At 71.0% G+C, this 1166-nt stretch carries 1 protein-coding gene; it reads right to left on the reverse strand.

Annotated features, from left to right (window positions below; translation table 11 throughout):
* A partial coding sequence (locus tag ABGI63_RS25740; RefSeq protein WP_349745368.1) for a carbohydrate-binding domain-containing protein occupies window positions 1-1166 on the reverse strand: 1166 nt, incomplete at both ends.

The following is a 1166-nucleotide window of genomic DNA, read 5'->3' on the forward strand; positions in this document are numbered from 1 at the left end:
ACCTGGCTGCCGGGCTTGAGCGCGGTGGTGGGCATGATGAAGTCGGCGGGGGAGGTGCTGTTGACCTCGACTGCGCTGATGGCGACACCGTCGACCCACAGCATCATCAGCGCACCCACGCCGCCGGCCGGCACGGCGCTGGCGCGCACGGTGACGGTGCTGGTGATATTGGGCTCGGGCCAGCTGGCACGCAGCGCGCCATTGGAGTGCAGGGTGCCGCCGGGGGCGATGACATTGGCGCCGTCGAAGGCGGCCGCGCCGCTGCCGAGGTCGTAGCGGTTGCCGGCAGCGCCGGGCAGCCAGACGGTGTTGGCGGTGGTGGCGTAGGCGATGAAGAGGTTGCGGTCGACGCCGTTGATGATGGCGTCGTTGACGAAAGCGATGTCGAGCTTGCGCCCGGCGCTCATCGGGGGCACGGCGAAGCGGTAGTCGGCATGCGCGGTGGACTTGACCTCGGCGCTGCCCACGAGGATGCCGTCGACCAGCACCTGCATGAGGGGGCCGGTGCCGCCGGCGAGCGCGCCACGGGCGCGCACGGTGAGGGTGTCGGTGAGGTTGGGCTCGGGCCAGGCGGCGTTGAGGGTGTTGTTGCTGGCCAGCAGCACGGTCTTGCCGGAGATGGCGTAGGCCAGCTGCAGGTCGCGGCCGTCGGCAGGGTTGGTGTAGACGAGCTCGACGCGCTGGCCAGGCTTCATGGGCAGCGTGGGCAGGCTGATGTCGGCCGGGGTGGTGGAGCGCAGCTCCACGGTGCCGATGACGACGCCGTCGACCAGCACCTGCACGATGGGGCCGACGTTGGCGGCCAGGCGGGCACTGGCGCGCAGGGTCAGCGTGTCGCTCATATTGGCCGCAGGCCATTTGCCGCGCAGTGCGCCGTTGTCGGTGAGCAGGTTCTGGGTGGTTGCTTGGTAGCCGGCGCCGTCATAGGCGGCCAGGCCGTTGCCGGCGTCCCAGGCCATGCTGCCGGCGCTGGGCTGCAGCACGGTGGTGCCGGACATCAGGTAGTGCACGCGCAGGCTGCGGGTCTGGCCGTTGACGGTGGCGGCGTTGGCAAAGGCGACATCGACACGGCTGCCGACGGCCAGGGGCGGGGCGGCGAACACATGGTCGGCGGGTTCGGTGGACGACACCAGGGCCGAGCCGACGACGATGCCGTCGACGCGGGC

The sequence above is a fragment of the Roseateles cavernae genome (assembly GCF_040187885.1).
GTDB classification, from domain to species: Bacteria; Pseudomonadota; Gammaproteobacteria; order Burkholderiales; family Burkholderiaceae_C; genus Roseateles_E; species Roseateles_E cavernae.